Consider the following 26,469-nt stretch of genomic DNA (forward strand, 5'->3'; position numbering starts at 1 on the left):
TCAGGCTCGTCCATACCATGCTAAGCTATCATGGTGAACGCAAGCAGGCGATGAAAAAACCATCCGTGCCGTCGCGGTGCGGATCCATCCGCCATCCTTGCCCGCGCTGCCGTCCGAGCGGGAGCTTCAGCGCCTCGCTGCGCCAGCCGGGATGGCGGGTCAGGAAGGCGGCGATGCGGTCCGCCCCTTCGGCATCAAGCACCGAACAGGTGACGAAGCTGATACTGCCACCGGCACGCACCAGCTTCGCGGCCGTATCAAGCACGTGATCCTGAAGCCCGCTCAGCCGCGCCAGTTCGCCCTTGTCGAGTCGCCAGCGTCCCTCCGGGCTCCTGCGCCACGTCCCGCTGCCCGAACAGGGCGCGTCGACCAGCACGTGATCGGCCTTGCCCGCCCATGGCCCAAGCGCCGCCATCTCCCGGCCCGGATCGAGCAGCACGGTGTGATCGATGGCCGCCCCGGCGCGGGCAGCACGCGGCGCGAGATTGCCGAGGCGGCGCTTGTCGGTATCGGCAGCGACAAGGCTCGCCGCATTGCCGAGCCTTGCGGCGAGCGCCAAGGTCTTGCCCCCGCCGCCGGCGCACAGATCAATGATGGTGTCGCCGGGGCTGACGGGCAGGGCCTCGACGATCAGCTGGCTGCCGAGATCCTGAATTTCGATCAGGCCATCAGCGTAAGCCTCCCACTGTTCAACGGGCGTGCCGGTTTCGAACCGCAGTCCTTGCGCGCTCGCGAGCGGCTCGCCCGGTTCGGGGAGCGCCAGCCCCGCGCGGTCGGCTTTCAGCGCATTGACCCGCACATCAAGCGGAGCGCGGTCCAGCAGCGCGGCGATTTCGCGCCCGCCGAGGTCCGATGCGCGCAAGGCCGCAGCGAGCCACTTGGGCGCAAGACCGGTGCTGGCGGCCTCCTCGCCCTCGGCACGCGGCGCAGGGCCGTGGGGGGAGCCATCGAACAGCGCGGCAAGGCTTGCGTCCTGCCCCGCCACCGCCAGCATCGCCGCGCGCCCGCTGGCCGGCACCGGCCCGCACAGGCGGATCGCGCGATAGACCAGATCGCGCACCGCCCGGCGGTCCTTGGAACCGGCATAGCGGCGGGCGCGGAAATAGTCCGCAATGATGCGGTCGGCCGGCGCACCCTTGGCGCGTGCGGACGTGATGATGGTATCGAGCAGCTCGATCGCCGCCTGGACTCTAGCGGCGGGTGTCATGTCGAGGCCTCAGCGCGTCGGATAATTCGGCGCCTCACGGGTGATGGCGACGTCGTGAACGTGGCTTTCCGAAAGGCCCGCATTGGTGATCCGCACGAACTGGGCGCGCTTCTGAAGATCGGTGATCGTGGCCGAGCCGGTATAGCCCATCGCCGCCTTGATCCCGCCGACCAGCTGGTGGACCACGTCCGCCGCCGGCCCCTTGAACGGCACCTGGCCCTCGATGCCTTCCGGCACCAGCTTCATCGCCGAAACATCCTGCTGGAAATAGCGATCCGCCGAGCCGCGCGCCATCGCGCCGACGCTGCCCATGCCGCGATACGCCTTGTAGGAGCGCCCCTGATAGAGGAACACCTCGCCCGGGCTTTCGGTGGTGCCTGCGAGCATCGAACCGATCATTACGGAGGAAGCACCTGCCGCCAGCGCCTTGGCCGCATCACCGCTCGTGCGCAGGCCGCCATCGGCAATCACCGGGACGCCGGACTTGGCGGCTTCGGCGGCGCTTTCCATGATCGCGGTCAGCTGCGGCACGCCCACGCCTGCCACGACGCGGGTGGTGCAGATCGAGCCCGGCCCGATCCCGACCTTGACCGCGTCCGCTCCGGCATCGACCAGCGAACGGGTCGCCTCGGCGGTGGCGACATTGCCCGCGATCACCTGCACCGCGTTCGAGAGCTTCTTCACCCGCTCAACGGCGCGGGCGACTTCGATATTGTGGCCGTGGGCGGTGTCGATCACGATCACGTCGACCTCGGCATCGACCAGCGCCTCGGTGCGGGCGAAGCCGGCATCGCCAACGGTGGTCGCGGCGGCGACACGCAGGCGCCCGGCGGCGTCCTTGGTCGCGTCGGGATAGTTCACCGCCTTTTCGATATCCTTGACCGTGATGAGCCCGATGCACTTGTAGGCATCGTCGACCACCAGCAGCTTTTCGATCCGGCGGGCGTGGAGCAACCGGCGTGCTTCTTCCTGCCCGGTGCCGAGCGGCACGGTGGCAAGGTTATCGGTGGTCATCAGCTCGCGCACCGGCTGGAGCGGGTTTTCCGCAAAGCGCACATCGCGGTTGGTGAGAATGCCGACCAGCTTGCCGGTCGCGTCGGTCACGGGAATGCCGCTGATGCGGTGCTGGTTCATCAGCACCTGCGCCTCGCCCAGCGTGGCATCGGGGGTAATGGTGATGGGGTTCACCACCATCCCGCTTTCGTACCGCTTCACCGCGCGCACTGCGGCGCATTGTTCGGCGATATCGAGATTGCGGTGCAGCACGCCGATCCCGCCCAGTTGCGCCATGGCGATCGCCATGTCGGCCTCGGTCACGGTGTCCATCGCGGAGGAGAGCACCGGGATGTTGAGCGCAATGTCGCGGGTCAGCCGGGTGGAGGTATCGGCCATGCTCGGCAGGACGCTGCTTTCCGCCGGGCGGAGCAGCACATCGTCAAAGGTCAAACCGAGCGGGATATCCATGCTTGCCACTTTCTGCATCGAGAGGAGGAGGTTCTCCTTTTGGCGGAGAATCGTGGCGGCCCATGTAACCGCACATTCCCGATTGCGCTAGGGTGCCTCAGCGGCGGGTGGCTGATAGCGCGCCGGATCGGCGATTTGGCGGATCAGGGCCTCGTGCAGCAGCAGATCGTCGATCGCTCCACCGAGCTCAAGCGCTCCGGCCTCGTCCGAGGGGCGATGGTAGCGGGAGGAGAGAAAGGGGTTGAGCACCCCACGGCTGCCATAGGTGCTCGACAGCAGCACCGTCGGCACACCGGCTTGCAGCAGCGCCCAGCCGTCCTGCCGCCGCAGGAAACTGTCGGCCAGCGCCTGATCGCCGAGCGCGCGGCCGCTGCGCGCGACGTGATCGAGGATCATGCCGTCGAGCGGTGTTTCGCCGCCTCCGATGAAGCCTAACGGACTGCCCGCCGGGGCCAGCGCGACCATGTCGAAGTTGAATGCCGCAACGATGCTTTCCAGCGGCACGGGCGAATCCCTCACAAAGGCGCGCGCGCCCAGCAGACCGGCTTCTTCGGCAGTGGTCGCCAGCACATAGATATCGCGGCCCATGGCCGGGCCACCCTTCAGCCGCCGCGCCAGTTCCAGCATCGCCGCAATCCCGCTGGCATTGTCGGCAGCGCCGTTGCAGATCCTATCGACCGAGGCAGGCGGGCCGCATTCGCCAAGGTGATCCCAATGCCCCAGCAACAGCACCGCGCCCGATCCCGGCACAGCGCCGGGAATGCGGCCGAGGATGTTCTGGCTGGTGAACTCGCGCCGCTCGGCGCTTGCTTCGATATTGACCGCCAGATTGAGTTCGAGCGGAGCGAAGTCTGGCGCACCCGCATCGCGTTTCAGCCCTTCCCAGCGCCGCGCGCCCAGCACCCCGGCAATGGCACCATCAGTGATATAGGCCGACAGCGTATCCTGTTCCTCGCTCGCGAGGGCCACCCTCTCGCGGTCTCCCGTACGGCGCACCACCGCCAGCGCCGCGGCATCGGGCAGCACCGTCACCACCGCCGTCGCGCGCTGGGCGAACAGCGCCTCGCGCCGGGCGGCATCCTTGCCCGGATCGGCCAGCATCACCGCCACAGCGCCTGCCATCGCATCGCCAAGGACAGAGCCATCGCCAAAGCCCACGAACACGACCGGAACGCCAGTGCCGGGGCCGCCGATCGCCAGTGCGCGGCGGCGCGGCGTATAAACGACGGCATCATTGTCAGGCACGGTCACTGCCTGGCGCCCCTGCCCCAGCGTCAGCCGCCCGCCCAGCGGCATGGTCGCCACCAGATCGACCGGCATCCGCCAATAGGCACCGGGATCATTGGTGCCGGTGACAAGGCCGATCTCGCCCATGCGCCTTTCGAGATATTCGTACGTCGCCTGCCCGCCCGGCGTGCCGGGCTTGCGCCCCTGAAAGTCGTCGCTCGCCAGCACCCGTATATCGGCCATCATCCGTTCGGCAATGGCGCTGCGGGTGACATCGGGCGCGCTGGCAACCGGGGTGCGGGCGCAGGCGGCGAGCGTCAGGCTCGCCAGTACCAACACCAGCATCCGGGCGCGGGCAAGGATCATTCGGCGGTCCAGCCCCCATCGATGGTATAGTTGGCTCCGGTGATCCCCCGCGCCGCATCGCCGCACAGGAACAGCGCCAGCGCGGCGACATCATCGGGCTGGATGAACTGCTTGGTCGGCTGCTTGGCGAGCAGCACGTCGTTCATCACCTGCTCGCGCGTCATCCCGCGCGCGGCCATGGTATCGGGGATCTGGTTTTCGACCAGCGGCGTCCAGACATAGCCGGGCGAAATGCAGTTGGCGGTGATCCCATGCGTCGCCAGTTCCAGCGCGATGGTCTTGGTGAAGCCCGCCAGCCCGTGCTTGGCCGCGACATAGGCGCTCTTGAACGGCGATGCGGCGAGCGAGTGGGCGCTGGCGGTGTTGATGATCCGGCCCCAGCCCTTCGCCTTCATCCCCGGGACCGCTGCCCGCGTGGTGTGGAACGCCGCCGACAGGTTCAGCGCCAGAATCGCATCCCATTTCTCCGCCGGAAACTCCTCCACCGGCGCAACGTGCTGCATCCCGGCATTATTGACGAGAACATCGACCGGGCCGACTTCCTCCATCATCGCCGCAATGGCGCGCGCATCCATCAGGTTTGCCGCATGATGGCTCGCCCCCAGCTCATCGCACAGGGCAGCAATGCTATCGGGGTCGCCAAAGCCGTTGAGGATCACATCGGCCCCTGCCCCGGCCAGCGCGCGGGCTATCGCCAGTCCGATTCCCGAAGTCGAGCCGGTGACGAGAGCACGCTTGTCCTTGAGCATTCAGCCTATCTCCTGCAGGTTCGCCCTGTTTGTGCATCGCTTTTGCCTTGCGATGTGCGGCTGTCCAGCAAATTGCTGTCGGGGACAGCGCGGGAGGGAGGATTATCCATGCGGTTAGGCCCGTTCGACACATCCAGCATCAAGGTTCGCTCCAGCGACGGCGGCGGGGGCGGCGGCGGGGGCGGCGGCGGGGTTGGCCGTGCCGGGGGGATCGGCTGCGGGACACTGCTGATCGCTTTGGTCGGTGCGCTGGTGTTCGGGATCGACCCGATGGCAACCATCGGTCTGGTCGAGAATGTCCAACAACAGACCGCACCGGCAGGCTCAGTAACAGGCGGCAGCGGCGCAAGCGCCCTCAGCGAGACCGAGGTCTGCACCAGCAGCCCCTATGCGACCGAAGCCTGCAACGCGCTCACCAGCCTCAATGCCACATGGGAGGCCAGCTTTGCGCGCGCCGGGATCCCCTTCCAGCAACCGGTGCTCGATCTCTATCGCGGCGGGCGAGTGACCACCGATGGCTGCGGCAGCGCGACATCGGCGGTGGGGCCGTTCTACTGTCCGGCGGACATGGGCATCTATATCGATACCAGCTTCTATGACGAGCTGGCGCGGATGGCTGGCACGGGCGGTGACTTCGCGCGGCTTTACGTGATTGCCCATGAATATGGCCACCATATCCAGAACATCACCGGCCTTGCCCGCGAAGTGCGCGCCGCGCAGCAGCGCAACCCGGCCATCGCCAACCGCCTGCAGGTGGCGATGGAGTTGCAGGCCGATTGCTATGCCGGGATGTGGGCGGGCAAGAACCGCGAACGGATCGAGCCGGGTGATCTGGAGGAAGGCCTCAAGGCTGCCAGCGCCATCGGCGACGACACGCTCCAACGCAATGCCGGACGCGCGATCAATCCCGAAAACTTTACCCACGGCACCAGCCGCCAGCGCATGGCCGCGCTCAGGCTGGGGCTCGACGCGCGCAGCGACCGGGCGTGCGATGTGTTCTTCGAAGGAGGCTGAAGCCGCCATGCGCCCCGCACCCCTTGCTTTCGCTTTGCCCTTTGCACTGATGGCCGCGCCGCTTGCCGCACAGGTCATGCCCGAACCCGATGCCGAAGAAGTAGCCAAAACCCCCTTGCGCGATCTCAACGTTGCCCGCCGCGACATTCCCGACGTGCTGCGCGCCGCTGCACGCGATCCCTACAGCATGGCGGGCCTTGGCGATTGCGATGCGATGGTCACCGCCATCGCGGCGCTCGATCAGGTGCTGGGCGCCGATTACGACATTGCCGATGATGACGGCAATGACCGCTTCAGCGAAGGGCGGATCGGGCAGAGCGTGGTTGGCTCGATCCTCCCCTTCCGCGGCATCGTGCGCGAGGTGACAGGGGCAGCGGGCAATGACCGCGCGCTGCGGGCAGCCTATACGGCGGGCATGGTGCGGCGCGCCTTCCTGAAAGGCTGGGGGCTTGGCAAGGGCTGCGCCTACCCCGCCCGGCCCAAGGCGGTGGGCGCAGGCGGGAACTGACGCAGGCGCGCCCCGCCCGCGCTTTCAAGCAGGTCAGCCTCCCTTTTCCTTCCAGCGCGCAATCTGCCGGTCGAGCGTTTCCAGAACCTGCTTGCGGGTGTCTTCGGGGATGGACTTGTCGCTCGCGATTTCGGCGCGGGCCTGTTCCAGCCCGAGCCGCGCGGCCATGGGCATGCGCGGCTGGCAGATCATGATGGTCTTTTTGCCATCCTTGCCATTGATGATCTGCGCCTGGCCTTCGAAGGCAGACGTGCATTCCTTCATCACCATCACGTTGGGCGCAGCGCGCAAGGTCAGCACGTCGGCGCGGGCTTCGGCGAGCGCACGCGGCAGGTCGGGCGGCAGGCGCACGCCTTCGGCCAGTTCGGCGCGCAGTTCGGCGATCATCGCATCGCGCTGCGCCGGATCGAGCGCGCCCGCGCCATCGCCGCTGGAGCGCAAGACCATCCTGAAACGGCGTTCCTTGCCGTCCTTCTCGCGCCAGACCTGTTCGGTAACCTGCTCCTGATCGCGGCCTTCCTCGCCCGCCTCGGCAGCGGCATCGTCGTCTGGACGCGCCATCCGCTTGATCACGAAGACGGCCACATCGTCTTCGGCCTCCGGTGCCTCGGGCGCTTCGGGGGGCTGCGGCGGCGTGGGAGCATCGGGCGCAGCAGGGGCCGCCGGAGCCTCGGGCGGCGCAGGGGGTTCGGGTGCTTCGACCTGCGCTTCGGACGCTGCGTAGCTGATCGACGCGGTCAGCGGCAACGCCAGCAGGCCCGCGCCAAGCAGGGCGCGGCCCGCCAGACGGCGAGGCGGGGTGGGATCGGACATGGACAGGCTCCTCAGACGGTGAATGATCGATGTTTCCCCCAGCACCGGACAGGCCATCGGCGCGGCAAGCGCGGCATGGCCCGTCGCGCCGGGGGCTGCCGCGAAACCGGCGATAAGCGTGGCGTAGGTCGCGCGTTCCTGCGGGGTGCGCCGGGCCATCACCCGCGCATCGCAGGCCGCCTCCTGATCGCGGCGCAGCGCCAGCCAGCCATAACGCCCGAGCGGATTGAACCAGTGCAGCGCGAACAGCGGCTGGACGATCATGTTGACCAGCAGATCGCCGCCCCGGTGATGCGCCAGTTCATGCGCCAGCGCGAGATCGCGCGCCGTGCGGTCAGGCAGCGCCATGAAGCCGGGCGGCAGCGCGATCACCGGATCGAGCACACCCATTGCCAGCGGCGCGGCCGTGGCCGGGGTCTCGACCAGCCGAACCTTGCCCAGCAATCCGCCAAAACCGCCCTCAGCGCGGCCGACCTCGCGCCCCTCTGCCAGCACATCATCACGCAGCGTGAAATAGGCACCAAAGCGCAAGGCAAGGGTCAGCATCGCCCCGCCCAGCCAGATCAACAGCAGTGTTTCAAGGATCGGCCAATCGGCCAGCGTCGCCAGCAGATCGAAGCCGCCGGGATCGGCAGCGGCAGAAGGCGCTGGCACAGGCTCCAGCACCAGCACATCGGCTGCGACCGAGTCCGGCACGGCATCAGGGCGGGAGGGCGCCATCCATGCCGGCAGCGTCAGCGGCGGCAGGATCAGACGGGCAAGCGGCAAGGCCCACAGCGCATAGGCCACCTGCGGGCCGAAATGCCGCGTCACCGGGCGGCGCAGGATCAGCACAGCGGCGATCAGCACGCCGGTCCACACCAGCGTGTGCAACAACGCGGCGGTCATGGCCGCAGCTCCTTGAGCAGCTTCTCGATTTCGGCGAGGTCATCCTCGGTGAGCGCCTCGGTCTCGGCCAGATGCGCCACGAGCGAGACCGCACTGCCCCCGAACAGCCGCTCGACCAGTCGCCGACTCTCCCCGCCGACATAGGCCGCGCGGGCGATCAGCGGGCTGTAGAGAAACCGGCGCCCGTCAGGCTCGGCGGCCAGCGCACCCTTCTGAACGAGACGCGAAAGCAGGGTCTTGACCGTGGCGAGGCTCCAGCCGCGCTGCGAGCCGACTTCCTCGCAGACCTCGGCCGCGGTCTGGCGCGGACGATCCCACAGCACGTCCATCACCGCCAGTTCGGCCTCGGTGATGCGTTCGCCCGGCCCTTCGCCGGGATGGTCGCCTGAAGGGTTCACGCAGCGTCTCCCTCGCTTTCGATTACGCCTGTAGTCATTACGATTACAGATGTAAACCTTGCCCCTGCCTGAACAGCCCCCTTGCCCGCTTGCGCCTCGACAAAGCGCCGATATGCTGCGGCGAATGTCAATCCGCGCTGCCTTTTCCGCTCTGTTCCTCGCCCTTTCCGCCCCCGCGCTGGCGCAGACGGAGGAATTCCTGCCGCTGACCGAGCCGGTGGAACTGACCGCTGGCGAACCCGATCGCGCGGTGGGCGATCTGATTTTTCGCGGCGGCGTGGCGATTGCGCCCGACAAGGCCACAATCGGCGGCGTTTCGGGGCTGGAATGGCAGGACGGCGCCTTGTTTGCTGTCACGGATGATGGTCGCTGGCTGGAAATCATCCCGGACGAGAGGGGTCTGCGCCTGGTCGATGTTGCGCAGGTCGTGATTGGCCCGATGGCTGACGAGCGCGGGCGCGACCTCAAGGACAAGGCGCGCGGGGATGCCGAAGCGCTGACCCGCCTGCCGACCGGCGAATGGCTGGTCGCGTTCGAGCAGGAGCACCGGCTGTGGCGCTATGCCGATGCGGTGCCTGGCGCGCTGGTGACTGGCGTTGATCCGCGCGCTGCCCCGCTGATCGCCGCAATCGCCCAAGCCAATAGCGGGATCGAGACCCTCGCCGCCTATGGCGAGGCCTTGCTGGCCTGCGGCGAGTGGGTCGATGCGGCGCGCCCCAACTGCCTCAGGGTGACCGAAGCGGGGGCGCAGGCCTTCCACCTCCCCGCGCCCGAAGGCATCGCCGAGGCCGGCGGCGTGCCGACCGATGCGGCCTGCAAGTCCGATGGCACCTGTTTCGTGCTGTTTCGCAGTTACCGGCAAGGCGAAGGCAACCGCGCTGCGATTGTCGAACTGGCTGCCGACAACACCGCAAGAACCCTTGCCGTCCTTGCCCCGCCGCTCATGCTCGACAATTTCGAAGGGCTGGCCCTGCGCGAGGAGACCGGGCGGCAGTTCCTCTATCTCGTTTCGGACGACAACTTCCGCAATTGCGACACCAGGCCAGGGGTCGGCTGCCAGCGCACCTTGCTGATGAAGTTCGAAATCGCCGCAGTACCCGCCACCGGGCCGCAGCCGGTTACGCCCGCAGATTTTGCCCCCACTCCCGCCGCGCGCCCCGGCACGCGCCCCTTCCCCGATGCCGCAATTGTCAAGGTGGTGCTGGAAACCAGCCTCGGCCCGGTCACCATCGCGCTGGAGACAGAGCGCGCGCCTGTCACCGCCGGCAATTTCCTGCGCTACGTCGAGGAAGGGCGGCTGAATGGCACGACCTTCTACCGCGCGATGGACATGGCGGGCGATCGCCAGCCGGCCGGGATCGTGCAGGGCGGCACGCGCAACGACGCCAAGCGCGTGCTGCCGCCGATCCCGCATGAGCCGACCGACCAGACCGGCCTGCCTCACAGCCACGGCGCCCTGTCGATGGCGATGAACGCGCCTGGTCTGGCCGACGGCGATTTCTTCGTGATGATCGAAGATCAGCCCGGCTTTGACGCCGATCCTTCCGCCACCGAACCGGCCTGGCGCGCAGGCTTTGCTGTGTTTGGCTATGTCACCGACGGCATGGCAGTGATCGCCAGCATCCACGCCGCCGCGCGCGATGCCGATGCGGGCGAAGGCGTGATGAAAGGCCAGATGCTGGCCGAGCCGGTGCGGATCATTTCCGCCCGGCGGGTTGTGGCGGAGTGACCTGAGCCGGATCGAAAGCGGGCCGCCCCACCGGCGCGCTGGCAATGCGCGGTGCCTTCGCCTCCAGCGCAGGCAGCCAGCCGCCGACCTCCGGCCCAATGCTGACCTGCGGCAGCGAGGCGAGGAACTGCGCCTTGGCCTCCCACTCCGCGACCGAACGCCCCGCCATCCGCGCCGCCTCGTCCAGCGCCACGGGCTGACGCAGCGCGCGGTTGATCAGCGCATCGCCAAAGAAGGTCCAGTCATTTTCCGCCACGCAGCCGAAGGACGACCGGTTCCCGGCAGCAGCGGTAAGGATCGCCGTGTCGGCACTTGCGAGCACCGGCACAAACACGCCCGAATAGCAGGCTGACAGGATCAGCACCCGCCGCCGGATGCCTGCATCCTCAAGCGCCGACTTGAGGGTTGCCGGGCTCAGGATGCCATAGCCGCTATCGCCGTAGTGATAGGCCAGCCCCAGATCGAGCCCATGGCTGGTGGTATAGAGCACCAGCACGTCCTCTTCGCCATCCATCAGCGTGCCAAGATGCGCAATCGCCAGCAGCAGCGCGGTGATCGAACCGCGTGGGGCATCGTCGCGGGTGCCATCCGGCCCTGCCAGCGTCAGCGTGCGCCCCTCCGCCCCGTACCGCGCGCCCAGCACCCGCGCGGCCTCACGTGCCTCCCGCGCGAAGACGGGATCGCTGTCCAATGCGACGGTAAGGACATAGGCCTCGCTCGTCCCCGGCGTGTGCGGCGGCAGGGCAGCAAGCGCTGCATCGAGCCTGCGCTGCTGGGCGCGCACCTCGGCGGCGGACAGGCCGCGGTGCAATTCCGGCGAGGCATCATAGGATGCACGCCGCTCGGCCCGGCTCTCGCCATTGCCGAGATCGGGCCAGGGCGCGGTGTGCGGCGGCGGCTGAAAGGGATTGGGGGCGGAGGACTGGGAAAGCGCGGGGGCAGCAAGCAATGCCGCCAGCACCCCTGCGATGATCCTGCCCCTGTTCATCGGAGAGCAAGGTGGCGGCGCACAGCCCTAGCGTCAAGCGCGCTCTTGTCAGCGCCGCGCTGTGCGCCACGCCGCCAGATCGAGCGCCATCTTTGCCGGGCGCAGGCCCTTGCCGGTGATCAGCCGCTTGAAGTCCGGCCAGTTGTCGAAATGCTGGAGCTGGCGGTGGTAGTAATTCACATATTCAGCCAGCGCGAGCAGCGCCGCCCCCAGCGATGCCCAACGATTGGCCGCATCGCTTCCCGATATCGGGACGAAGAAGCCGCCCACGCCTAGCACCAGCACGATCGCGGTCAGCACAAGCAGGGGCCGCTGCGCGCGGTCGGCGAGCGCCAGCACTGTGTCCAGCGCACGCCCGTCACCGCGCAACGCGTGCAGCTTGCCGCGCCAATAGAGCCCCCCGATCACCAGCAGGCCGATAACCGGCAGCAGCGTCACCAGCGTCGCCCAGCCTGCACCTTCGCCATAGACCCGGGTAATGAACAGCACGAAGGCAGGGACAAGCACGGCATTGCCCAGCTCGACCTGCCAATACCATGACAGCCGACGCTCGACCCGTCCGCCGGTCTGCATCAGCAACACCTGCGGACGGGTCGGCAAACGATCAGTACACCCGCGCCTTGGGCTCGATGTACTTGATGTCGTCGGTCAGCGTGTATTCGTGGACCGGACGGTAATCGATCCGGCTGTTCGAACCGCGCCCGCCCCAGCCGTCGAACCAGGCGATGGTGTGCTTCATCCATTCCTTGTCGTTGCGATCGGGGAAGTCCTCGTGCGCGTGGGCGCCCCGGCTTTCCTTGCGGTTGGCCGCGCTCGCCATGGTCACATTGGCCTGCGCCATGAGGTTGTCGAGCTCGAGCGTCTCGATCAGGTCAGAGTTCCAGATCAGCGACTTGTCGGTGACGTGGATGTCTTCCATCCGCTTGTTCTGCTCGGCCAGCTTGGCGACGCCCTCGTCCATCAGCTTCTGGTCGCGGAACACGGCGCAGTGCTTCTGCATCGCCTTCTGCATTTCCGCGCGGATCTGCGCGGTGGGCGAGCCGCCCTGCGCGTAGCGGAAGTGATCCAGACGGGTCAGCGCGAAGTCGGCACTGTCGGCCGGGAGTTCGGGCTGCTTGGCATTGGGCTTCAGGTTGTCGCGCAGGTGGTGGCCGGTTGCCCGGCCGAACACCACGAGATCGATCAGCGAGTTCGAGCCCAAACGGTTCGCCCCGTGCACCGACACGCAGGCCGCCTCGCCCACGGCATAAAGCCCGGGGATGACGGTATCCGGATTGCCGTCCGGGCCGAGAGTGACGACCTGCCCGTGATAGTTACACGGAATGCCGCCCATGTTGTAATGCACCGTCGGGGTAACCGGCAGCGGCTGGCGGGTCAGGTCGACACCGGCGAAGATCTTGCCGCTCTCGGTGATCCCCGGCAGACGCTCGGCCAGCACCTTGGGATCGATGTGATCCAAGTGCAGGTAGATGTGATCGCCCTCCGGCCCGACGCCGCGCCCTTCGCGCATTTCCAGCGCCATCGAGCGGCTCACCACGTCGCGCGAGGCGAGGTCCTTTGCGGACGGGGCGTAACGCTCCATGAAGCGTTCGCCTTCGGAGTTGGTGAGATAGCCACCCTCCCCGCGCGCGCCTTCGGTGATCAGCACACCCGCGCCGTAGATGCCGGTGGGGTGGAACTGGACGAATTCCATGTCCTGCAGCGGCAGGCCGGCGCGCAGCACCATCCCGCCCCCGTCGCCGGTGCAGGTGTGGGCCGAAGTGGCGGTGTAGTAGCAGCGGCCATAGCCGCCGGTCGCCAGCACCACGGACTGCGCGCGGAAGCGGTGGATCGTGCCATCATCGAGGCACATCGCCATCACGCCGACGCACTGCTTCACGCCGTCGCGTTCGTCCATGATGAGATCGAGCGCGAAATATTCGATGAAGAAGTCCGCGTCATACTTCAGGCTCTGCTGATACAGGGCGTGGAGCATGGCGTGGCCGGTGCGGTCAGCCGCAGCGCAGGTGCGCTGCACCGGCGGGCCGGCACCCATGTTCTGCATGTGGCCACCAAAGGGGCGCTGATAGATCGTGCCATCGGCATTGCGGCTGAACGGCACACCGGCGTGCTCCAGTTCATAGACCGCCGCCGGAGCTTCGCGCGCGAGATATTCGATCGCGTCCTGATCGCCCAGCCAGTCCGACCCCTTGACGGTGTCGTACATGTGCCAGGTCCAGTGATCGGGCGAATTATTGCCGAGCGACGCGGCGATCCCGCCCTGCGCCGCGACGGTGTGCGAGCGGGTCGGGAAGACCTTCGAGATGTTCGCGGTGCGCAGGCCCGCCTCGGCCGCGCCCATCGTGGCACGGAGGCCCGATCCGCCCGCGCCCACCACCACCACGTCATAGGTGTGATCGACGATGGTGTAGGCGCCCTTCAGATGCGCGCCCCCCACATCATTGGCCGTTCCCTTGGGTGCTGCGGTTGCCATCAGGCGTTACCTCCGAATGCGAGCGCGGCGACGCTGAAAATCCCGAAGGCGCCGCCGCCAATGGTTGCAAGATTAAGCGCGGCAATGGCCGCAAACTTGGTGCCGGCATCGTGGAGATAGTCCTCGATCAGCACCTGAAGGCCGAGCCGCGCGTGCCAGAACAGGCTGACGACCAGCAGGATCATCGCGGTCGCGTTGAGCGGGTGCGTCAGCCACTTGGCGACATTGGCGTGGCCGTAATCACCAAGCAGCACGAGGCTGACCAGCAGCCAGCTCATCAGCACCAGATTGCCGATCGCGGTGAAACGCTGCACCAGCCAGTGATGCGCGCCTTCATGCGCCGGGCCGAGCCCGCGCACGCGTCCGATGGAAGTTCCGTTACCCATGTCTCGCCCTCCCTCAGCGCAGCATGATCAGGGCCCAGAAGGCCGCGGTGAGCAGAACAGCGATGATCGGCGCAGCGATCGACCACATGCGGTTGGTATCGAGTTCATAACCCGCACCAATATCGAGCACGAAGTGACGAAGCCCGCTCATCATGTGGGTGAAGAAGGCCCATGACAGGCCCACCAGCACGATCATGCCGAGCGGCGATCCCATCACGCTCTGAAAGCTGGCATAGGCCTCAGGCCCGCTCGCCAGCGCGCCCAGCCACCACAGCAGCACGCCAAGGCCCACCAGCGCCATGCCGTCGCCGGTTGCGCGGTGGAGGATCGATATCAGCATATGCGGCCCCCAGCGCCACACCTGCAAATGGGGAGAAAGCGGTCTTTGGTTCATGGTGATCCCGTCTGGTCCCTGTTATGTGCCCCCCACTTAGCGCGGCTGTCGCCTGAGGCAAGCGGCCAGCGGTGGACAGGACTTGCAAAGTTTCGGATAGGCAATTGCATGGGACACATTCTGGTCACGGGATCAAGCCGCGGAATTGGCAGGGCGGCACTTGTCGCACTCGCCGAGCGGGGGCGAAAATCATCGGCCACGCCTCGCGTGCGCCAGCATCGGCGGGCGCGGTGCCGATCATTGCCGCCGATTTCGGCGATCCGCTGAGTGTCCAATCGCTGTGGGAACAGGCGCTTGAGATCGCAGGCGGCGAAATCGACGTCGTGGTCAACAATGCCGGGCGCTTCGAAGCCAACCGGCTCGACCGTTCCGATATCGAATGGCTCGATGCGTGGGAGGATACCTTGCGGGTCAATCTCACCAGCGCCGCGCAGCTTTCGCGCTTTGCGGTGCTGCACTGGCAGGAGCGTGGATTCGCCGGACGGCTGGTCCATGTCGCCAGTCGCGCCGCCTATCGCGGAGATTCGCCCCAGCACTGGCATTATGCCGCTGCCAAGAGCGGGATGGTGGGGATGCACAAGACCATTGCCCGTGCCTATGCCAAGGACGGGATCCTGAGCTTTGCCGTCACCCCCGGCTTTACCGACACCAGCATGGCGGGCGATTACCTCGCCAGCCGCGGCGGGCCGGGGCTGCTCGCCGACATTCCGCTGGGCCGCGTCGCCACGCCCGAGGAGATCGCCGCGATCATCACCTTCTGCGCCCTCGACGCGCCCCCGAGCATGACCGGCGCAGTGATTGACGCGAATGGAGCAAGCTTTGTCCGCTAGGCTATTTGCAGCGCTCGTGCTCGCCCTGCCCCTGCTCGGTGCGCGGGAGCCGACGACCGGCCCCCTGACGACCCATCCCTGGGTTACCGCCTGCAAGGACCGGGATGATCGGGACAAGCCGGGCCCCGCCTTTCAGGTCTATCGGAACACCTATTACGTGGGGACTTGCGGAGTCTCCGCAATCCTCGTCACCTCGCCAGAGGGCCATCTCCTGATCGACAGCGGAACCGAGGCGGGCGCGGAGGTGGTGCTCGCCAATATCCGCGCGCTCGGTTTCGATCCCAAGGACATCAAGCTGTTGCTGGGCAGCCATGAGCATTCCGACCATATCGGCGGATTGCTCACCATTCAGGAGATAACCCGCGCCCCGATCGTCACGTCATTCGAAGGGCTGAACGTCATTGCCTCGGGTCAGGCAACCAAAGACGATCCCCGCTATGGCACGCTCGAACCGATGCGGAGCCTGCCGGAATCAAGCTACACCATCGAGCCATCGCCGATCCTGCGCTATAATGAACCGAAGGCACAGTTCCTTCTCGACAAGTTCGGCGTATGGCCCATTCCCACTCCCGGCTACAGTCCGGCAGCGATGAGCTGGACCTGGCGCGATTGCGAGGGCGATGAATGCCTCACCATCATCTATGCCGCCAATCTCCTGCCCGTCAGCCGGGACGACTACAAATTCACCGATAACCCGCGCTACGTTCATGAATTCCTTGCATCACTGCAACGGATTGCCGATGCACCCTGCGACATTCTGCTGACCCCGCTCCCCTCGGCCAGCAAAATGCGCGACACGCTGCGGGCCGGTAGTTTGAACGCATCCTATGCCTATCGCTGCGACAGCTACACACGGTTCCAGCGCTCGTTGCTTATCGACCGCCTTCTTCAAGAAGATCCCGAATGGATGAAGAAGAACTTCCCGCAAGGTATCAAGTGAATACGTGGAAACTGTCCGCCCTCGCCCCCAAGCCCATCGTGCAGGCGGCGCTGCTGGCGCATGACCTCATCGAGGACTGGGACCCCGACCTCGTCATCGCCGGCCGCGAGGTGGCTGAAGACCGACCCGAGGACTGGGTGCTGGAAGGCTGGTATCCGAAGAAGCCCGGCAAAGCCGAAAAGCGGGCGCTCGCCGGACTGTTCGAGGGCAAGGCCCCGCTGATCACGGTCGAGGAATTGCCGCCCGAAGACTGGGTGACATTGAGCCAGCAGAACGCCCAGCCGATCCGCGCCGGGCGCTTCCACGTCCACACGCCGGAATTCCCCGCCGATCCCGATCTGATCGACTTCGTGATTCCTGCCAGCCAAGCCTTCGGCACCGGCCAGCACCGCACCACCGCCGGGTGTCTCGAAATGCTGGGCGACATGAAGGCGAGCGGCGTGATCGCCCGCAATATCGCCGATATCGGCACCGGCACCGGCCTGCTCGGCTTTGCGGCGCTCCGCCTGTGGCCGCGCGCCTTTTGCACCCTCACCGATATCGATCCGGTCTGCGTCCCCGTGGTCGAGGAGAACGCCGCCACCAACGGGATTCCCCTCGGCCCGCGCGCGGGCGAGGCGGTGATGATCGTCGCCGACGGGATGGATGATCCCTTGCTCCGCCTTCGCGGGCCTTATGATCTGCTGATTGCCAATATCCTCGCCGGGCCACTCGTCAGCCTCGCCCCCGATTTCGCCCGTGCGGTCAGTCCGGGCGGGAGCCTGCTGCTGGCGGGGCTCCTCGCAGGCGAACAGGAAGCGGCGGTCAGGCGCGCCATGCAGCGCGCCGGTTTCCGCATGGCCAAAAGGCTCCAGCGCGGCGACTGGGCGATCCTGTGGCTGCGGAGAAGGCGCGTGCGCTAGGCAGCAAGCGCGTCTTCAAGCAGCGCCAGCGCGTTGCGGGTGAAGGCGGCCATGTTGGCGATGCGGTCATCCGAGGCGGTTTCGATCAAGCGGGTGAACTCCTCATCCGGCCCGGCCAGCGCGGCGACAGAGCGACCTGCGGGCGCGCCGCTGGGGTGCGACGATCCGCCGACTGATCCGCTTTCGGCCAGCCCCCATTCCGCGCCGAAATTGTCCCTGATCGCGCGGGCCTGAAGCAGGGCATAGTCCTCGCTCGCCCCGCGCATCCCCTTGTAGGCCTCACGCGGGAGAGCGAACAGCACATCACGCGCGCGGAAGGAATAGACCACCCCGCCGCCGACGAAGAAATCAAGCGCGCCGGGGACGGTCAGCAGGCTCGCCGCGATCAGGCCGCCAGTCGCGCCATCGGCCACGGCCACCTTCTCGCCGCGGGCGCGCAACAGGGCCGCAATGCGCAGCGCCTGCGGCTGAAGCTCGGTCAGCAGGTCCATCAGCCGCCACCTCCCAGAGCTTCAGCGACAATCGCCGCCCAGCCGGCCTCGTCCACCACCTCGATCCCGAGTTCGGCGGCCTTCTTGAGCTTCGATCCCGCGCCTGGCCCTGCGACCAGCAGATCGGTCTTGGCGCTGACGGAACCAGCGGCCTTGGCGCCCAACCGTTCGGCCTGTGCCTTGGCTTCATCGCGGCTCATGGTTTCAAGCTTGCCGGTGAACACCACGGTCTTGCCCGCGACGCGGGATGCGACGGTCTGGACTTCATAGCGCGGCGGGGTGACCTGCGAGAGAAGGTCTTCCCACACCGCGACATTGTGCGGCTCGTGGAAGAAATCACCCAGTGCCTCGACCACCGAGGGGCCGATGCCGTCGATGGCGGTGAGTTCGGCCAGCGCCTGCGCCGCCACATCCGCGTTCGTGTCGAGCGCAGTCGAGACACTCTCACGCATTTGCCTCTCGACTTCGCTCGAGGCGAACGGCAGGCGCGGCGCATTCGCGAGCATTGCCATGGCCCTGAGAACGGGAAGCTCGTGCAGGTGCTTCATCAGATCGCGCGCCGTCACTTCGCCCACGTGCCGGATGCCGAGCGCGAACAGCAGCCGCGCGGCATCAGGCGCGCGCTTGGCCTCGATCGCGGCGATGAGGTTGTCGACCGACTTCTCCTGCCAGCCCTCCAGCGCGAGAATCTCGCTGCGCCGCTGCTTCAGCCGGAAGATATCCGCCGGGCTTTCGAGCCACCCCAGCGCAAAGAACTGGGCAATCGTCTTCTCGCCCAGCCCCTCGATATCAAGCGCCTTGCGGCTGACGAAATGTTCCAATCGCTGGGTGCGCTGCGCCGGGCAGATGAGGCCGCCGGTGCAACGCACATCGACTTCGCCTTCCTCGGCCACAGCCTCGGACTGACATTCGGGGCAGTGATCGGGGAACGGGAAGGCCGGGCGCGCCTCCTCGCGGGTGAGGTTCTCGACCACCTGCGGGATCACATCGCCCGCGCGCTGGATCACCACGCGGTCACCGACGCGAAGGCCCAGCCGCGCAATCTCGTCGCGGTTGTGGAGCGTCACGTTGGTGACTGTCACCCCGCCGACCAGCACCGGGGCGAGGCGGCCCACCGGGGTCAGCTTGCCGGTGCGCCCGACCTGAATGTCGATGTCTTCCACGATGGTCTCCGCCCGTTCGGCCGGGAACTTGTGCGCCAGCGCCCAGCGCGGGGCCTTGGCGACAAAGCCGAGCCGCTCCTGCCAGTCGAGCCGGTCAAGCTTGTAGACCACCCCGTCGATATCATAGGGCAGCGTCGGGCGCGCTTTCCCGATGGCGTCGAAATGCGCCACCAATTCGTCCGCTCCGCCTTCAACGCGGGTGAACAGCGGCGAGACCGGAAAGCCCCATGCCTTTAGCTGCGCCACGACCTCAGCCTGTGTCGCCCCCGGCACCGCCGAGGCCGCGCCCCAGCCATGCGCCCAGAACCGCAAGGGGCGCTTGGCCGTGACGTTCGCGTCCTTCTGCCTGAGGCTTCCCGCAGCCGCATTGCGCGGGTTGGCAAACAGCTTCCCGCCCGCTTCATGCTGCGCAGCATTGAGCGCGGTAAAGGCCTGTTTTTCCATATAGACCTCCCCGCGCACTTCGAAGATGGCGGGGCCATCCCAAACCCCGTTCGCGTCGAGCCCCTCGGCAGGCTCAGGGCAGGCTGCCGACATTCTGTGGTCAGTCGAGACGCCGTCCTGCCCCAAGTCTCTCGACTTCGCTCGAGACGAACGGAGGTCTTTGGGAATATCGTCGATGAACTGGACATTGGCGGTCACATCCTCGCCCACCTGCCCGTCGCCGCGCGTCGCGGCGCGCACCAGCACGCCGTTTTCGTAACGCAAAGAGCAGGACAGCCCGTCGATCTTGTCCTCCGCCGTCAGCGCCAGCGGCGCGTCTTCAGGCAGGTTCAAAAAGCGCCGCATCCGCGCGAGCCACTCGCCCACTTCCTGCGGCGAAAAGGCATTGTCGAGGCTCATCATGCGAACCTCGTGGGTCACCTTGCCGAGCGGCGAGGCGGCAATCGCATGGCCCACCTTGCGCGAGGGAGAATCCTTGCGGATCAGATGCGGGAAGGCCGCTTCCAGCTCGGCATTGCGGCGTACCAGCGCGTCATATTCGGCGTCGGAAATCTCCGGGCTGTCCTCGGCGTGATACAGCCGGTCATGCTTCGCGATCGCCCGTGCAAGGCGCATCAGCTCGTTGGCGGCATCCGCCTCGTTCAAGCCTTCGATTCCCATGGACGCAGCCTTTTCAGCGCCCGCCGGCAATGTCCAGCAGCGCCGGACCGATGGCAGCGAAATCCTTGGTTCCCGGCACCAGATGGTTGAAGTGCTGGTCCTGCGCCACGCGGATCACTTCGACCGCGATGCCCTGTGCGCGCAAGGCCTCGATCAGCGCCGGATCGGGATCCGGCAACGCACCGTCGACCACCAGCAGCTGCTTCACCAGCGGCTTGTTCACCAGCGGATCGAGCATCGCGTAACGCTCCGGCTGTTCGGCCGGGGTGCCGCCCATCATGGTGGCGATCACAGGCGCGCCGCACACCGCCTGATCGATCCCGACGAAATCGGCAATCCGCAACGGCCCGTCGAGCGCGACTGCGGCCTGGACGGCCGGCAGCTCAGCGGCGAGCGCCTCGTCGCCCTTGGCGCCCGTCGGCAGCCACATCACAGGCGTCACCCCGGCGGAATGCCCCATCACCGTAATCCGGGTGAGATCGAGTGGATAGGATTTGGCCAGCCTGGTGACATGCATCAGCCCTTGCGCCCAGTCGGCAAAGGTGTTGGGCCAGCCACCGTCAGACCCGATCTCGCGATAGCTCGGCGTCCAGGTCGCCACGCCGTTCTTCGCCAGAAAGCTGGCGAGCGGGCCGAGGTTGGCCGTGCCGCCCATCCCGGCCCAGCACCCGCCATGATAAAGCACCGCAAGCGGGAACGGGCCTTTGCCGGATGGGACACGCAGTTCGCCATATTGCCGTTCTGACGCGGTGCCATAGGCGATGCGCGCGGTCGGCGGATCGGCAGGGAGCGTGTTGACGCTGAAGGGATCATAGTCCGCGGCGTCGGTCACCGCGAAGCGCGCATCGGGCGCGGCCGAGGGCGCGGCCGAGGGCGCGGGCGGTGCCTTGGCAACCGGTTCCGCAGGTGCGCAGGCGGCCAGGCTAGCGGCGATCGCGGCAATTGCCGCAAACCGGTTCTTGGTCATGATCTCTCCCCTCATTCGTCCCCCCTCAGCACCGCCAGCATTGCGGCCTCGTTGGCTTCGTAGACCGGATTGCCGGGGGTGATAATCGCGAAGTGGCTCTGCCCGATGTTTTCGCGGACGCTTACCTGCGCCCCGCCCGCTGCCAGCGCGGCCTGCGTCGCGGCGGAGGGTGCGGGGAGCTTGGCCTGCACGAACAGCACTTCGGCGAGCTGGGGGGCAGCGGTCGCGGGGGAAATGGCGGTGTAGCGCGCAGGCGCAGCGGCGGGAGCATCGCCCATGAACGGCGCCACAGCCGAGAACTGGCACAGCGCATCGAAGGCGGGCTGTTCAGGGCCGACATCGCCCGGCCCGTCGAGCACGATCGCGGCGCGGGCCGCGAGCGCGGCGCGCTTGCCGACCGGGCCATCCTCGCCGCTCGCGCTCGCCAGCCACAGCGCCGGAAGTCCGCCCGCCGAATGGCCGACGAGAGTGATGCGCCCGCGGTCGATGGGGTATTTGCCTGCAACCGCGTCGATCAGTTTTTCGGACGCCGCCCAGTCTGCGAAAGACCCCGGCCACCCGCCGCCATCCCCCACCTCGCGGTAATCGACATTGAGCGTGGCGATGCCCTCTTGCTGCCAGCGTGTGGCGAGCGGGGCCATGTAGGCTTGGCTGGCAATGCCGGTCTTCCAGCACCCGCCATGATAGATCACCGCAAGCGGGAACGGGCCTTCCCCGGTGGGAAGCCGCAGTTCGGCAAACCCGCGCGGATGATCGGCATAGCGCAGGATCGCATCAGGCTTCGAGGCGGCGAGGTTGGCGTCGGTGCCATAGGTGGCGTTGTTGGGCTGCACGGTAGGCGGGGCCTCCTCAGGCGCGGGGGTGGCGGGGGCGCAGGCGGCGAGAAGGATGGGGAGCGGAAGAAAAGCTCTCACACCCCCTCCAGCAGCCGGTCCGCCTGCGCGCGTGCCTCGGGCGTCACTTCCGCGCCCGACAGCATCCGCGCGATCTCCTCCTGTCGCCCGGCGTGGTCGAGCAGCACCACGCTGGTGCGCGTCACCGTGCCGCTGGAGGCCTTGGCGATGAAATAGTGCTGCCCCCCGCGCGCGGCGACCTGCGGGGAGTGCGTCACCGCCAGCAATTGGCCTTCATTGGCCGCCAGCCGCGCCAGCCGCTCACCAATCGCGGAGGCCACAGCCCCGCCCACGCCGCGGTCGATTTCGTCGAAGATGATCGTCGCCGCCCCGCCCTTCTCCGCCAGCGCGACCTTGAGCGCGAGGATGAAGCGCGACAATTCGCCTCCGCTCGCAATCTTGCCCAAGGGCGCAAAATCCGCGCCGGGGTTGGTGGAGATCAGGAACTCCACCGCGTCCATGCCGCCTGCGCCCCAGCGGTCTTCGGGCAGCATCGCGACCTGCGTGCGGAACCGTGCGGAATCGAGCTTCAGGGGCGCCAGCTCCGCCGCCACAGCTTCATCGAGCCGCGCCGCGCCCGCGACCCGCGCGGCATGCGCGGCCTCGGCCTTTGCCACATAGGCGGCGCGCGCTTCCTTGGCGGCGGCTTCGAGCGCATCCAATTGCGCCTCCCCGCCCTCGATCGCGTCGAGCCGCGCGCGCATGGTGCGCATCAGTTCGGGCAGGTCATCGACCTCGCAGCGGTGCTTGCGCGCGGCGGCGCGCAGTTCGAACAGGCGGGTTTCGGCGCGCTCCAATTCATGAGGATCATGCACCAGCGCCTCGGCGGCGAGGCGCAGCTTGTCCTCGGCCTCGCTCGCCTCGATCACCGCGCGATCCAGCGCGGCCAAGGCCTCGGTCAGCAGGGGGTGCTGATCGGCGATCCGGTCCAGCTTGCGCGCCGCCACGCGCAGGGATGCGAGCGGCGAGTCCGATCCATCCCACACATGGCGCAGCGCCTCCAGCTCGCCAGAGAGCTTCTCGCCCTTCTGCATATCGGCCCGCGCCAGCGCGAGGCGGTTTTCCTCGCCCGCGACCGGCTCCAGCGCCGACAATTCCGCAAGGTGCGCGATCAGCAAATCCTGATCGGCCCTAGCCTGCTCGACCGCATCGCGCGCTTCGGCCAGTTGCGCCTCGGCCCGCGCCCACGCGGCATAGGCACGCTCCAGCCCGGCCACATCGGTCCCGGCATAGCGATCAAGCAGCGTGCGATGCCCGCGCGGGTTCACGAGGCCGCGGTCGTCATGCTGGCCGTGGAGTTCCACCAGCGCAGGCGCGAGTTCGCGCAGCAGGGCGACGCTGGCGGGCTGATCATTGATGAAGGCCTTGGAGCCGCCATCGGCCTTGACCTGCCGCCGGATCAGCAGCGGCTCGCCCGGTTCGATGGCGATCTCCGCCTCGTCGAGCGCAGCGGCGATACCGGCGGGCAGAGCGGCGAATTCGAAGCTGGCGGTGACGCTCGCCTTGTCCTCTCCGCTCCGCACCAGACTCGTCTCGGCGCGGTCGCCCAGCACCAGCCCCAGCGCATCGAGCAGGATCGACTTGCCCGCCCCGGTCTCCCCCGTAAGCACGCCCAGCCCTCGCGCGAAATCGAGATCGAGCGCTTCGATAAGGACGATGTTGCGGATCGAGAGGCGGGTCAGCATCGGCGGAACAGATAGCGCACAGCCTCGGGCGCGTCACCTGCGCAAGGCGCGCAAATCCCCAAGCCCGCCTGAATTGCGCAAAGTGCAACAAAGTGCGCGCAACCCGCGAGCCAATGCACATGACAAGCCGCCGCCCTGAAGCTAAAGCCGCCGCGCAAATGGGACAGGTGCGAACCCTTTTTCCGGCACATGGTCGCAGGCTGCTGAGTCTGGTGCTGGCCGCGCTGGCGATGCAGGCGCTGATGCCGGCCGGGCTGATGGTCGCGCCTGTCGCCGGGCATGGCGCGCAGATCACACTTTGCCCCCAGACCCATCCGCTGGCCCGCGCAGCAGCGACACAGGCGTCCGAAGCGCAGGCTGCCATGGCCGCAATGCACGCGGCGATGGGCCACGCCATGCCAGATCATGGCGCGCCCGATCATGCCGCGATGGGCCATGGGCCGGCCTCGGAGGATGACGAGGCGCCTGCCTCTGCCGCTGGTTCACCGGCACAGTCCTGTGCCTTTGCCGGGGCGGGTGCGCTTGCCGCGCTGCTGCCGGATGATCTTGCAATGGGCGCGGCGCGGCAGGCCAAGCCGCCTGCGCCCGCGCTCCCTTTGCAACCGCTGCGTCTTGCTGAGCCGCAGCGCCTGCGCCCACCGCTGCGCGCGCCTCCCGTTCTGATCTGACCCACAACGACAATCCGGCCGCCCGTCGCTGGCAGAGGCATACGTGCCTCTGCGCGTGACTGCGTGGCGGGCATCATATGCAGATACAGGACTGAAATATAATGACTATCACCCGATTGCTCCGGGCAAGCCTGCTTGCCGGATGCACCCTTGCGGCTGCGCCCCCGGCGCTGGCCGAACACGCCGCCACGCCTGCAACCCGCGAGGATGCGCTCACCGACACGATCATCGTCACCGCCCAGCGGCGCGAGACGATCGCCAGCGATGCTGTCGCCGCGCCGCGCCAGATTGCGCTCCCCGCCGATGCCGCCGCGATTGCCGCGCGCGTTGCCGGGGGCGACATCTTCGGCAATGGCGCGCTATCTGGCCAGCTCAGCTATCGCGGGCTGGCGGGCGAGCGCGTGCTGGGGCGCGTCAACGGGCAACGCTTCGCCACCGGCGGCCCCAATGCGATGGACCCGCCGCTGCATTACGCGCCCTCGATCCTGGTCGAACGCATCGACATCGCCCGCGGGGTCGCACCCGTGGCCGAAGGGCCTTCGCTCGGCGGCGCGATCAATGCCCAATTGGTACAGGCGCAATTTTCAGACAGCGCCAGCCTCACCCCGCAAGTGCGCATGGCGAGCCAGTACCGCAGCGTTGACGACAGCTATGCCGTCGGCGGCCTCGCCGCGCTGGCGAGCGAGCGCTGGCGCTTCGGCCTGATCGCCAGCCGCGAACAGGGCGAGGATTACCGCTTTCCCGGCGGCACCGCGGTCGGCACGTCATTCGAACGCAACCTCTACGGCGTCCATGCGGGCTTCCAGACGGGCGCGGGCGAGCTGTTCGTCGAATATCGCCGCTCCGAGACCGATCCTTCGGGCAATCCGCCCTTCGCGCTCGACATGGTCTATTTCAACACCGACTTCGTGCAGGGCGGCTTTCGCGGCCAGATCACCGAGGATCTCGGGCTGACGCTGCGATTGGGCCATGTCGCGGTGCGGCACCTGATGGACAACCAGACGCTGCGCCAACCGGCCGCCGCGCCGATGCAGGCACGCGCGACCTTTGCCGATGCCGACACTGTCACGGCCGAAGCAGCACTGCGTTTCGGCGGAAGCCGCGCCTATGTCGAAGTGGGCGCGGATGCGGAACTGACCGATCGCTTTGTCACCATCACCAACCCCACCAACCCGGCTTTCTTCATCCAGTCGCAGCCCAATGTGCGCGCCGAACGGATGGGGGCCTATCTGCAATGGCGTGGGCAGCTGGGCGCGGCGCAGTTCGAGCTCGGCGGACGGATCGACCGGACCGCGCAATCAGCAGGTATCCCGCAACTGGGCGCCGCCGTGCCGATGGGGCCGCGCGGGCTGGCAGCGGGCTTCATCGCCTCGGGGCGCGAGGCCGATGACACCACGGTCGATGCGGTCGCGCGGGTGTGGATCGAGGGCGGCGCTTTCGTCCCGCGCCTCACCCTCGCCCGCAAGACCCGCGTGCCGAGCGTGCTCGAACGCTTCGCCTGGCTGCCGACCGAAGCGAGCTTCGGGCTGGCCGATGGCAATATCTATGTCGGCAATCAGGCCCTCAAGCCGGAAGTCGCGTGGATTGCCGAGGCCGGGTTCGACTTTGCCAATGACTGGCTGACGCTGCGCCCGACGCTCTATTACCGCCGGGTCGACGACTTCATTCAAGGCACGCCTTTCGATGCCACGCCGGGCGTGATCAACAGCCCCGTCGAGATGGTGGCGAACATGAACGGCGATCCCACGCCGCTGATGTTCCGCAACACCGATGCCGAGCTTTACGGCGCGGATCTCGACTTTGTGGTCCGCCCGCTGACGAACCTCGAACTGGCAGGGACAGCGAGTATCGTGCGCGGGCAGCGGCGCGACATCGTCGATGATCTCTACCGCATCCCGCCGGCCAATCTCAGGCTTTCGGCCACCTGGGCCACCGGCGACCTGTCGCTGGGGGCCGAATTGTTCGCCGCAGCCGATCAGAACCGGGTCTCGCTCACCAATAGCGAGCTTCCCGGCGATGGCTATGCCACGCTGGGCCTGTTCGCGCGTTACGCCTTTGCCGAAGGGCTGGCGATCGAGGCCGGGGTCGAGAACCTGCTCGACGAGCAATACGCCCCGCACCTTGCCGGACGCAGCCGGGTGGCGGCATCGGACGTGCCGCTGCTCGAACGCCTGCCCGGTCCGGGCCGCGGCGTCTGGGCGCGGCTGACAGCGCAGTTCTGA

General features: G+C 67.4%; 23 protein-coding genes and 1 pseudogene. 8 read left to right on the forward strand and 16 right to left on the reverse strand.

Going from position 1 to position 26,469, the window contains the following annotated elements; translation table 11 throughout:
* Positions 1–28: 28 nt before the first annotated feature.
* From CHX26_RS11765 to CHX26_RS11780, 4 genes are all read right to left on the reverse strand, one after another.
* A complete protein-coding gene (locus CHX26_RS11765) occupies positions 29–1,207 on the reverse strand; it encodes an RsmB/NOP family class I SAM-dependent RNA methyltransferase (protein ID WP_104942527.1) in 1,179 nt (392 codons plus the stop codon).
* Between the two features lie 9 nt (positions 1,208–1,216).
* Positions 1,217–2,671, reverse strand: a complete 1,455-nt coding sequence (guaB, locus tag CHX26_RS11770) for an IMP dehydrogenase (protein ID WP_104943410.1) — start codon at positions 2,669–2,671, stop codon at positions 1,217–1,219.
* An 87-nt stretch (positions 2,672–2,758) separates the two neighbouring features.
* The gene (locus tag CHX26_RS11775) at positions 2,759–4,264 is read right to left on the reverse strand and encodes a M28 family peptidase (RefSeq protein ID WP_104942528.1); all 1,506 of its coding nucleotides are present in this window, start codon (positions 4,262–4,264) and stop codon (positions 2,759–2,761) included.
* Positions 4,261–5,013 carry a 3-hydroxybutyrate dehydrogenase gene (locus CHX26_RS11780; protein ID WP_104942529.1) on the reverse strand — a complete coding sequence of 251 codons (753 nt, stop codon included), beginning with the start codon at positions 5,011–5,013 and terminating at the stop codon, positions 4,261–4,263. The genes CHX26_RS11775 and CHX26_RS11780 overlap by 4 nt, the downstream gene beginning before the upstream one ends.
* A gap of 108 nt (positions 5,014–5,121) precedes the next feature.
* Between CHX26_RS11780 and ypfJ the strand changes: the two genes are divergently transcribed.
* The gene (gene ypfJ / locus CHX26_RS11785; protein ID WP_104942530.1) at positions 5,122–6,027 is read left to right on the forward strand and encodes a KPN_02809 family neutral zinc metallopeptidase; all 906 of its coding nucleotides are present in this window, start codon (positions 5,122–5,124) and stop codon (positions 6,025–6,027) included.
* Between the two features lie 7 nt (positions 6,028–6,034).
* A complete protein-coding gene (locus CHX26_RS11790) occupies positions 6,035–6,535 on the forward strand; it encodes a hypothetical protein (protein ID WP_104942531.1) in 501 nt (166 codons plus the stop codon).
* A gap of 33 nt (positions 6,536–6,568) precedes the next feature.
* Here the strand turns inward: CHX26_RS11790 and CHX26_RS11795 are convergent, their stop codons facing one another.
* Both CHX26_RS11795 and CHX26_RS11800 read right to left on the reverse strand, forming a co-directional pair.
* Positions 6,569–8,236, reverse strand: a complete 1,668-nt coding sequence (locus CHX26_RS11795; RefSeq protein WP_104942532.1) for a M56 family metallopeptidase — start codon at positions 8,234–8,236, stop codon at positions 6,569–6,571.
* On the reverse strand, positions 8,233–8,634 hold the full coding sequence (locus CHX26_RS11800) for a BlaI/MecI/CopY family transcriptional regulator (protein ID WP_104942533.1): 402 nt from the start codon (positions 8,632–8,634) through the stop codon (positions 8,233–8,235). Before CHX26_RS11800 ends, CHX26_RS11795 begins: the two co-directional genes overlap by 4 nt.
* A gap of 124 nt (positions 8,635–8,758) precedes the next feature.
* On the opposite strand from CHX26_RS11800, the gene CHX26_RS11805 reads away from it, so the two are divergent.
* The gene (locus CHX26_RS11805; protein ID WP_172449821.1) at positions 8,759–10,363 is read left to right on the forward strand and encodes an esterase-like activity of phytase family protein; all 1,605 of its coding nucleotides are present in this window, start codon (positions 8,759–8,761) and stop codon (positions 10,361–10,363) included.
* Here CHX26_RS11805 and CHX26_RS11810 read toward each other — a convergent pair.
* Genes CHX26_RS11810 through sdhC form a run of 5 tightly spaced genes read right to left on the reverse strand, consistent with a single transcriptional unit; the run spans position 10,332 to position 14,604 of the window.
* Positions 10,332–11,351: a C13 family peptidase gene (locus CHX26_RS11810; protein WP_104942535.1), complete on the reverse strand. Its 1,020-nt coding sequence runs from the start codon at positions 11,349–11,351 to the stop codon at positions 10,332–10,334. The two genes, CHX26_RS11805 and CHX26_RS11810, sit on opposite strands and share 32 nt — an antisense overlap.
* Before the next feature lie 48 nt (positions 11,352–11,399).
* Positions 11,400–11,924, reverse strand: coding sequence for a hypothetical protein (locus tag CHX26_RS11815; protein WP_172449823.1), 525 nt, complete (start codon positions 11,922–11,924; stop codon positions 11,400–11,402).
* A 31-nt stretch (positions 11,925–11,955) separates the two neighbouring features.
* Positions 11,956–13,824 (reverse strand): succinate dehydrogenase flavoprotein subunit, encoded by a 1,869-nt coding sequence (sdhA, locus tag CHX26_RS11820; protein ID WP_104942537.1) that lies wholly within the window; start codon positions 13,822–13,824, stop codon positions 11,956–11,958.
* Complete coding sequence (sdhD, locus tag CHX26_RS11825; RefSeq protein WP_104942538.1) at positions 13,824–14,210, reverse strand: succinate dehydrogenase, hydrophobic membrane anchor protein; 387 nt, start codon at positions 14,208–14,210, stop codon at positions 13,824–13,826. Before sdhD ends, sdhA begins: the two co-directional genes overlap by 1 nt.
* 13 nt (positions 14,211–14,223) lie before the next feature.
* Positions 14,224–14,604, reverse strand: coding sequence for a succinate dehydrogenase, cytochrome b556 subunit (gene sdhC / locus CHX26_RS11830; RefSeq protein ID WP_104942539.1), 381 nt, complete (start codon positions 14,602–14,604; stop codon positions 14,224–14,226).
* Between the two features lie 108 nt (positions 14,605–14,712).
* Here sdhC and CHX26_RS11835 point away from each other — a divergent pair.
* The 3 genes and pseudogenes from CHX26_RS11835 (at position 14,713) to CHX26_RS11845 (ending at position 17,276) form a co-directional block, all read left to right on the forward strand.
* Positions 14,713–15,434: pseudogene (locus CHX26_RS11835) on the forward strand (SDR family NAD(P)-dependent oxidoreductase).
* A gap of 16 nt (positions 15,435–15,450) precedes the next feature.
* Positions 15,451–16,374, forward strand: coding sequence for an MBL fold metallo-hydrolase (locus CHX26_RS11840; RefSeq protein WP_172449824.1), 924 nt, complete (start codon positions 15,451–15,453; stop codon positions 16,372–16,374).
* Entirely contained in the window at positions 16,338–17,276 is a 939-nt protein-coding gene (locus CHX26_RS11845; RefSeq protein WP_104942540.1) for a 50S ribosomal protein L11 methyltransferase, read from the forward strand. The genes CHX26_RS11840 and CHX26_RS11845 overlap by 37 nt, the downstream gene beginning before the upstream one ends.
* Here CHX26_RS11845 and CHX26_RS11850 read toward each other — a convergent pair.
* From CHX26_RS11850 to recN, 5 genes are read right to left on the reverse strand one after another with little or no spacing between them, the layout of a single operon-like run.
* A complete protein-coding gene (locus tag CHX26_RS11850) occupies positions 17,273–17,767 on the reverse strand; it encodes a CinA family protein (protein WP_104942541.1) in 495 nt (164 codons plus the stop codon). The two genes, CHX26_RS11845 and CHX26_RS11850, sit on opposite strands and share 4 nt — an antisense overlap.
* Positions 17,767–20,034 carry an NAD-dependent DNA ligase LigA gene (ligA, locus tag CHX26_RS11855; protein WP_104943412.1) on the reverse strand — a complete coding sequence of 756 codons (2,268 nt, stop codon included), beginning with the start codon at positions 20,032–20,034 and terminating at the stop codon, positions 17,767–17,769. The genes CHX26_RS11850 and ligA overlap by 1 nt, the downstream gene beginning before the upstream one ends.
* A 13-nt stretch (positions 20,035–20,047) precedes the next feature.
* Positions 20,048–21,001 (reverse strand): alpha/beta hydrolase family protein, encoded by a 954-nt coding sequence (locus CHX26_RS11860; protein WP_146107726.1) that lies wholly within the window; start codon positions 20,999–21,001, stop codon positions 20,048–20,050.
* 11 nt (positions 21,002–21,012) lie between these two features.
* Positions 21,013–21,915: an alpha/beta hydrolase gene (locus CHX26_RS11865; protein WP_146107727.1), complete on the reverse strand. Its 903-nt coding sequence runs from the start codon at positions 21,913–21,915 to the stop codon at positions 21,013–21,015.
* Positions 21,912–23,579 (reverse strand): DNA repair protein RecN, encoded by a 1,668-nt coding sequence (recN, locus tag CHX26_RS11870; protein WP_104942544.1) that lies wholly within the window; start codon positions 23,577–23,579, stop codon positions 21,912–21,914. The genes CHX26_RS11865 and recN overlap by 4 nt, the downstream gene beginning before the upstream one ends.
* 158 nt (positions 23,580–23,737) lie before the next feature.
* Here recN and CHX26_RS11875 point away from each other — a divergent pair, with 158 nt between their 5' ends.
* Both CHX26_RS11875 and CHX26_RS11880 read left to right on the forward strand, forming a co-directional pair.
* The gene (locus CHX26_RS11875) at positions 23,738–24,247 is read left to right on the forward strand and encodes a hypothetical protein (RefSeq protein ID WP_146107728.1); all 510 of its coding nucleotides are present in this window, start codon (positions 23,738–23,740) and stop codon (positions 24,245–24,247) included.
* Positions 24,248–24,348: 101 nt separating this feature from the next.
* Positions 24,349–26,469, forward strand: coding sequence for a TonB-dependent receptor (locus CHX26_RS11880; protein WP_104942546.1), 2,121 nt, complete (start codon positions 24,349–24,351; stop codon positions 26,467–26,469).

Origin of the sequence: Porphyrobacter sp. HT-58-2 (assembly GCF_002952215.1) — a bacterium.
GTDB lineage: Bacteria > Pseudomonadota > Alphaproteobacteria > Sphingomonadales > Sphingomonadaceae > Erythrobacter.

Coding starts and splice junctions, on each gene's coding strand:
- CHX26_RS11765 (WP_104942527.1), bottom strand. CDS start 1,207: ATGACACCCGCCGCTAGAGTCCAGGCGGCGATCGAGCTGCTCGATACC.
- guaB (WP_104943410.1), bottom strand. CDS start 2,671: ATGGATATCCCGCTCGGTTTGACCTTTGACGATGTGCTGCTCCGCCCG.
- CHX26_RS11775 (WP_104942528.1), bottom strand. CDS start 4,264: ATGATCCTTGCCCGCGCCCGGATGCTGGTGTTGGTACTGGCGAGCCTG.
- CHX26_RS11780 (WP_104942529.1), bottom strand. CDS start 5,013: ATGCTCAAGGACAAGCGTGCTCTCGTCACCGGCTCGACTTCGGGAATC.
- ypfJ (WP_104942530.1), top strand. CDS start 5,122: ATGCGGTTAGGCCCGTTCGACACATCCAGCATCAAGGTTCGCTCCAGC.
- CHX26_RS11790 (WP_104942531.1), top strand. CDS start 6,035: ATGCGCCCCGCACCCCTTGCTTTCGCTTTGCCCTTTGCACTGATGGCC.
- CHX26_RS11795 (WP_104942532.1), bottom strand. CDS start 8,236: ATGACCGCCGCGTTGTTGCACACGCTGGTGTGGACCGGCGTGCTGATC.
- CHX26_RS11805 (WP_172449821.1), top strand. CDS start 8,759: ATGTCAATCCGCGCTGCCTTTTCCGCTCTGTTCCTCGCCCTTTCCGCC.
- CHX26_RS11810 (WP_104942535.1), bottom strand. CDS start 11,351: ATGAACAGGGGCAGGATCATCGCAGGGGTGCTGGCGGCATTGCTTGCT.
- CHX26_RS11815 (WP_172449823.1), bottom strand. CDS start 11,924: ATGCAGACCGGCGGACGGGTCGAGCGTCGGCTGTCATGGTATTGGCAG.
- sdhA (WP_104942537.1), bottom strand. CDS start 13,824: ATGGCAACCGCAGCACCCAAGGGAACGGCCAATGATGTGGGGGGCGCG.
- sdhD (WP_104942538.1), bottom strand. CDS start 14,210: ATGGGTAACGGAACTTCCATCGGACGCGTGCGCGGGCTCGGCCCGGCG.
- sdhC (WP_104942539.1), bottom strand. CDS start 14,604: ATGAACCAAAGACCGCTTTCTCCCCATTTGCAGGTGTGGCGCTGGGGG.
- CHX26_RS11845 (WP_104942540.1), top strand. CDS start 16,338: ATGGATGAAGAAGAACTTCCCGCAAGGTATCAAGTGAATACGTGGAAA.
- CHX26_RS11850 (WP_104942541.1), bottom strand. CDS start 17,767: ATGGACCTGCTGACCGAGCTTCAGCCGCAGGCGCTGCGCATTGCGGCC.
- ligA (WP_104943412.1), bottom strand. CDS start 20,034: ATGGGAATCGAAGGCTTGAACGAGGCGGATGCCGCCAACGAGCTGATG.
- CHX26_RS11860 (WP_146107726.1), bottom strand. CDS start 21,001: ATGACCAAGAACCGGTTTGCGGCAATTGCCGCGATCGCCGCTAGCCTG.
- recN (WP_104942544.1), bottom strand. CDS start 23,579: ATGCTGACCCGCCTCTCGATCCGCAACATCGTCCTTATCGAAGCGCTC.
- CHX26_RS11875 (WP_146107728.1), top strand. CDS start 23,738: ATGGGACAGGTGCGAACCCTTTTTCCGGCACATGGTCGCAGGCTGCTG.
- CHX26_RS11880 (WP_104942546.1), top strand. CDS start 24,349: ATGACTATCACCCGATTGCTCCGGGCAAGCCTGCTTGCCGGATGCACC.